The sequence below is a fragment of the Roseovarius sp. D0-M9 genome, assembly GCF_037083805.1.
In the GTDB taxonomy this organism is placed as follows: domain Bacteria; phylum Pseudomonadota; class Alphaproteobacteria; order Rhodobacterales; family Rhodobacteraceae; genus Roseovarius.
In genome coordinates this window covers 1-6140 of the sequence record NZ_JBAPKZ010000081.1, presented here as the reverse complement: position 1 = coordinate 6140, position 6140 = coordinate 1, and the positions used below count along the sequence as shown (strand labels likewise).

4 protein-coding genes and 3 pseudogenes are annotated in these 6140 nt (G+C 55.2%); 5 read left to right on the top strand and 2 right to left on the bottom strand.

Translation table 11 applies throughout. From position 1 onward, the window contains the following. Together V8352_RS21195 and V8352_RS21190 are read left to right on the top strand one after the other, a co-directional pair. A partial coding sequence (locus V8352_RS21195) for a hypothetical protein (protein ID WP_336426243.1) occupies positions 1–186 on the top strand: 186 nt, incomplete at its 5' end. 534 nt (positions 187–720) lie between these two features. Beyond that, positions 721–2430: a recombinase family protein gene (locus V8352_RS21190; RefSeq protein ID WP_336426242.1), complete on the top strand. Its 1710-nt coding sequence runs from the start codon at positions 721–723 to the stop codon at positions 2428–2430. Here the strand turns inward: V8352_RS21190 and V8352_RS21185 are convergent. Further along, a pseudogene (locus V8352_RS21185) lies at positions 2390–2881 on the bottom strand (integrase core domain-containing protein); the annotation flags it as partial. The gene V8352_RS21190 and the pseudogene V8352_RS21185 overlap by 41 nt on opposite strands. On the opposite strand from V8352_RS21185, the pseudogene V8352_RS21180 reads away from it, so the two are divergent. Next, positions 2787–3038, top strand: a pseudogene (locus tag V8352_RS21180) (transposase); the annotation flags it as partial. The pseudogenes V8352_RS21185 and V8352_RS21180 overlap by 95 nt on opposite strands. A 142-nt stretch (positions 3039–3180) precedes the next feature. Here the strand turns inward: V8352_RS21180 and V8352_RS22080 are convergent. Then, positions 3181–3630 (bottom strand): glycosyltransferase, encoded by a 450-nt coding sequence (locus V8352_RS22080; protein ID WP_442971082.1) that lies wholly within the window; start codon positions 3628–3630, stop codon positions 3181–3183. Positions 3631–4420: 790 nt separating this feature from the next. Between V8352_RS22080 and V8352_RS21170 the strand changes: the two are divergent. Both V8352_RS21170 and V8352_RS21165 read left to right on the top strand, forming a co-directional pair. Continuing rightward, positions 4421–4576 (top strand): annotated as a pseudogene (locus tag V8352_RS21170) (helix-turn-helix domain-containing protein); the annotation flags it as partial. Positions 4577–5032: 456 nt separating this feature from the next. Next, a complete protein-coding gene (locus tag V8352_RS21165) occupies positions 5033–5935 on the top strand; it encodes a hypothetical protein (RefSeq protein WP_336426241.1) in 903 nt (300 codons plus the stop codon). Positions 5936–6140: the final 205 nt, after the last annotated feature.

Genomic DNA, 6140 nt, shown 5'->3' with positions numbered 1-6140 from the left:
TGTCGCCGGTCGGCTCAAGCACCTGCCCGCGTCACCCTACGACACAACATCTGGTGTGGTCGTGAACTGACCGGAGACCCGCACACCCACACAAACCGCGAAGAAGCCCAAGATATGGACCCACGGACCGCTGCCTTGAATTTCACGCGAAGACTACCGGAACGTTCCAACAAGTCCGAGGTCTGAGTTCTTTCACTTTGGGTATCCGTCCGGCACGAACAGTATCCCTTCTTGCGTCACTCGCAAACTTCCTGACGGGGCACGCACAGCTACAACTGGTGCAGATATGCCGGTCTTCCGGTCGTCAGCCAGCCCTTCACGCTTACCGGTCGCGGCCAGTGTCCGCTCGTTTTGTGGCGTAAATCTGGAGGGCCAATCTGATGGCTAAACCACTGAAAAACCATGTTTTTGGGGTGCCTTTTTGCGATTTCGTGCATGCGAATGGTAAAATAAAACTAGAGGTTGAGAAAAGTTATCCACAGCCTTTTCTCCTCCAAAAACACAAGAAAGTAGCGTAGAATGTCTAGTCGGCGGTCTGATAACAGCTGGCGGAATGCACTTCGTGATACACGAAAAGTCCAATCCGATCAGCCGCTTCGCGAGTTGGCCAAATTTTTGGCCAGGCGCGCCGCCGAGGAGGATTATGAAAGCTTGCTCCAGCGTCAGCGAAAGAAGAAGCTAAAGGAAAACAAGGACCCAACGAAACACTGAAGGAAGACCATGACCAGAACCGCTATCTATGCCCGCTACTCTACTGACCTCCAGCGTGACGCGTCCATCGAGGACCAGATCAGGCTGTGTGAGAAGAAGGTCCGCGACGCAGGTGGTCAGGTTTACCAGAGCTATACCGATCACGCGGTCTCAGGTGCTTCGCTCATGAGACCCGGAATCCAGATGCTGATGCAGGATGCAGCGGCAGGACGCTTTGATCAGGTCTACGCCGAAGCGCTCGACCGTATAAGCCGCGATCAGGAAGATATCGCAGCGGTCTACAAGCGGCTGGTCTTCGCAGGCGTGAAACTCGTGACCTACGCCGAAGGTGAGATCAATGAACTCCACATCGGCATGAAAGGCACCATGAACGCCCTCTTTCTCTCTGACCTGAGAAAGAAGACGCATCGCGGGCTCGTTGGCAAAGTGGAGAAGGGCCTATCCGGCGGTGGCAAGTGTTATGGCTACGATATCGTCTCCGGCGATGAACGTGGCCATAGGACGATAAACGATGCGCAGGCGACTATCGTGCGCCGCATCTTTGAAGAATACGCTGCCGGTAAGTCGCCCAAAGCAATCGCAATAAGTTTGAACAAGGAAGGCGTTCCGGGGCCAACAGGCAATGGCTGGGGCCAAAGCACCATCAACGGTAACCGCCAGCGCGGCACCGGCATCCTGAACAACGAATTGTATATAGGGCGTCTGGTTTGGAACCGGCTCACCTACATGAAGAATCCAGAGACTGGAAAGCGCGTTTCGAAACTCAATCCTGAAGCGGATTGGATTATTCAAGACGTGTCTGATCTGCGGATTGTCGATGAAGAGCTATGGCAGCACGCAAAAGACCGACAGCGTAAGCTAGACAAGAAAGGCAAGACTTTCTGGACTAAACAACGCCCGCGCAACCTTTTTTCCGGTCTGATCAAATGCGGGGAATGCGGAGGCGGATTCTCGATGGTCTCGCAGACGCACACAGGGTGCTCAAATGCCCGCAACAAGGGCACGTGCTCCAACAAGCGGACTATGAAACGTGAGAACCTTGAGCAAGACGTCCTTGGCGCGCTTGAGCACTACCTGATGGATGATGAGCTTTGTGGCGTATTCTGCGAAGAGTACACCAAGCATATGAACAAGCTGCGCCGTGAACATGATGCGGCTTTTGATTTTCATCGCGAAGAACTGCAAAGAGTTAAGAAGCGTCTGTCCCAGATGGTTGATGCCATCGCTGACGGTGAGCCTGTCGCACCGATCAAGGACAAGATGCATGAACTTGAAAATCGAAGAGTGCACTTGGTAGCCCTCCTCGACAATGTGGAGGAGGCTCCTCCTCTGCTACATCCCAGCATGGCGCTTCGATATCGTGAGCAGTTGGGGAAATTGATCGAGACGATGAACACGCCGGAGCATCGCTCCGAAGCGGGTGACATCGTTCGGTCATTGATCGAGAAGATCGTTTTGTCACCGCACGAAAGCGAAAACCGTTTGGTGGCTGATCTTCACGGCAACTTGGCTGGCATCCTGACATTGGCTGCCGGTCCCAAGCCTACATCGCAAATCAACGATACGACGATTGCTGCCAGTTGGGCGGCGCTTGGCGTTGATCCAAAAAGCGAAAGCGCCCCAGAGGGCGCTTCGCAGGATAAGTTGGTTGCGGGAGGGTGCATTGACCTTGACCGAACTAGCTGGCACATCCCGGAAGGTAGTATGGCTGTTTCTTGAACAGCTCTGGCTTGAGTTTGTGCCAGTCTTTCATCGCCTGCAAGGGCGTCTTGCTGCCCAAGACTGATTACGGGAGTTTCTGGTTATAAAGCCAGACGTAGCGGTGCAGCGTCGTCTCCACCTCCTCGCCGGACTGGAAGTGGTGGCTCTGCAAGACTTCCTCAATGCGCCCGTTGAAGCGCTCGACCATGCCGTTGGTCCGGGGTGATTTCGGCGGGGTGAGGCGGTGCTCGACACCGAGGTCCGCGAAGAGTGTGTCGAACTCGTGTGCCCCGGTTGCAGCGCGTTTGCGCAACCCAAAGAGCCGATCCGTGAACTCTTTTCCATTATCCGTGAGTATCGTCTGGATGCGCATCGGGTATGCAGGACCCAAACTGCGCGATGCGCTGAAAGCCATCGGACGGTGGAGCGTCCAGATCGTCAAACGCTCCGACACCGCCGACGGGTTCGAGGTTCTGTCACACCGATGGGTGGTCGAGCGCACCCTTGCCTGGCTGGGCCGATGCCGCCGCCTGTCAAAGGATTGGGAAAAATCCATCGCCAGCGCAGAGGCGTGGATCACAATCGCCCACATTCGACGTGTCACACGCCATCTCGCAAGGAATTAATAATGCTCAGATAGTTTTGAATCAGACTCTAAAGCGTTTCGCCTTTAACCTGAGGCATCAGCAAAAGGCGAAACGCTTGCAACGCCTCGATGTCGCGCCGCGTTTCGCGAAACTCTGTGATTCAGGTTTTTCGCGAAACGCTTTAGTAGTGCGCCGACCAGCTTGCGGCGACGCTGTCCCAGCTAAAAGCGACCTTCGCCCGAGCCCGTGCCGCCGCCCCGACCCGAGTGGCGAGGTCCGGATCACTGGCCAGAAGGTTCATAGCCTCGGCGAGCCCGGCGACCACTGCGTCCTCACCGTTGGGGTCGATGAACAGCGCGCTGTTATCGTCTGCCAACATAGCTGGCCCGCCCCAGCGAAGCGTCAACACCGGTAAGCCTAGCGTCATCGCCTCCTGGATGACGATCCCGTTCGCTTCTGCCAAAGTGGGGAACACGAAGCCACGGTATTGGCGCAACTCCGGCAAGTCCTGNTAGCCCTTGTAAGCGTCGAAGCGTCCAAGAGAGACGAAATGCGGGTTTCGCCCTTCGTGCCGGGCGGGTCCAAGCCCGATCAGCGCGGTCGAGACGCCCGCGTCCAGCACATCAACCATCCGCTCTTCTGCCACACCAGCCAGCCGCAGTGCTGCGCGTGTCCGCTCGCCGCCCGACACTAGTACAGTCTCAGCCCGGCGTTTGTCGCCGAACAGCGCGCCCCAGATCCGCTGAGTAAGGCCGTATAGTGCCTCCTCCAGCCCCTGCTTGCGGCCTACGCGGTGTCGGAATGCTGGTGGATAACCCAGGTTGCCGTTAAACGGCCCCATTACCAATCGATAACCCTTCGGGGGAAAGCGCAGTGTAACTGGCGAAATCGGGCATATGTAGTGCACGAGGGTCGTCGCGCGGCCGTAGCCGCAAGCTAACCGCGCCGCAGCAAGGTGGAAATACACGCTCAACAGCGGGCGCAGAAAGCGACTACGCCACATAAAGGTCTGTAGCAGCGTCTCATCAACCCATAGCACTCGTTCGGCGGGCAGGCGCGCTTCTAGTTCGCGCCGGTTGCGGCCATGGGTAACAAGCACCGCGTCATAATTCTGGTCCAAAAGCCACTGAAAATACTGATAGGCTTTAATCGCCTCACCCCCCATCTGTGTACCTGCATTCGGGGCGATCAGCACCACTTTGGCCAGATCAGGCTTCATCATGGTCAACAGTGCCGCCGGTTATAATCATGCTTAACATTAAAACAATACTCCGAAAGGTGGGGACCGCTTGCGGTCAAGTCTTTCTGAATCTTGTTTTCTGATCAAGCATATTACACCGCTGGCTGGGTAGCACTGGAGTGCCCCCACTGAAGTCTTCCACCAACTGGGATAGTATTGTCCCGTTTCAGGAGGACCAGAGATGGCAGGAAAGAGAGACAAACCCGAAGAGATCGTGCTGAAGCTGCGGCAGGTTGAAGTGTTGCAAGGGCAAGGCAGCTCGATTGCTGATGCGGTGCGCCAGGTTGGCGTGACGCAGCAGACCTATTATCGATGGCGCAAAAAATATGGTGGGATGTTCAGCTTTGATTTTTCCTGCTTCTGCTGCCAACCGCAACGTTCTTGGTGCCACCCCGAGAAGCTTGCGCGTCGGTCAGCCAGAAGAGATCAGACATGTCACGGCTCCGTTTTCGGAGCCGTGAATCACGCAAAGGACCTGAAATCAATGGGTCCTGAGCCTTCTGTACGCCGAGATGGCTGCTGGGTAGACTTGGATGGGGCGAGACCGGATTCTGGGGACGGATTTTGCCGTTTCAAGTCCGCCAGGCAGCCGGTCTGGCGGATTTCGAGCAGTCTCGTCACATTCTCTGTTCACGAAATTAGTGCGTGCGCTGCTAGTTTTTTTGGCGTACCGTCAGTACCTAAAAGAGTATATATTTGAATGATTAATCTGCGATCAGATGCATTATCATGTGCAATACTAGATAGTCAGTTCCGTACCGAAAGGTCGGGCAGAAGGGCTTTCTTGTGGGGGATGGCGATCATTCCGATGTTGTGCTTGATAGGGATAACACCTGCACGGGCGAACGTTTTGCGTCCGTTTTCGACGCGGGTGGTTCATTCGGGCCACTCACTGACTGATCCAATCGTCCCGGTTTTGGATACGATGGTTGGTGCGGTAGGTCAGCACGAGGCTCGCGGCAGGGTTATGGACCGTTCGACTATTCCAGGTAGCCCAATGGATTGGCGCTGGAACCATAGAAACAAATATTTGCCTGATGCCCGCCACGATATCGCTGATTATGACTTGCTGGTGATCACAGAGCGCACATCGCTCTCAGGCACTTTGCCATGGCACGACTCGGAAAACATGGCCCTCCGGTGGTTCATTCATGCATGGACGCAGGGAAATGAGGGCGCTGGAGCCGAAACCATTCTCTACGCTACATGGGTAAATACTGACAGCGGGTCAGATTTCGGCGATCACCAAAATGATCCGGAAGGGCATCTAACATTTCGTAAGCGCATGCCCCTAGAAATGGCGCGCTGGCAAGGTATTGCAGATCACGTCAACGTCAATCGCCCGAACGGATCACCGCCGATGCGAGTGATTCCCGGTCCTCTAATAATGGCCGCCGTGCATGATGCTATCGATTCAGGAAAGGCGCCAGGGCTTGATAGAATAGAGGATCTGTTTTTGGATACGATTCATTTGAACGGACAGGGCGCTTATCTAATCGCCTTGGCGCATCTCGCCGTAATTTATGGTTATGATCCTCGTGATCTGCCGAGCGGTCGCGGTCGAGTTGAAGTGCCGGCACCCGCTACAGCAGTATGGATGAAAAAATTGGTCTATGATGTGCTGCGCGACTATTCGGATGCAGGCCAAATTTTCAGCCGCCGTGTCCCGCTTGGAAACGGATCACATGCTGAGTAAATTTCAGACAGGTCAAGTTGAACATCAGTTTCATACGGCGAATTGGACTTCCCGAGAGTGGCTGGCGGCCTGCGTGAACCCTCGGAATGGGGCGACTAGAGTATCCGTCTTGATCAAGCTGTTTTTGGCGTCCATTCTCGGTCTTGTCGGACGAGTGCGTTGGCCAGTTCGATGAGCTTTCGCATGAGGGCTGTCAGAGCGACTT

Bases quoted from the DNA above. Each gene is read 5' to 3' on its own strand.
- V8352_RS21190 (WP_336426242.1), top strand. From the start codon at position 721: ATGACCAGAACCGCTATCTATGCCCGCTACTCTACTGACCTCCAGCGT.
- V8352_RS21165 (WP_336426241.1), top strand. From the start codon at position 5,033: ATGGCGATCATTCCGATGTTGTGCTTGATAGGGATAACACCTGCACGG.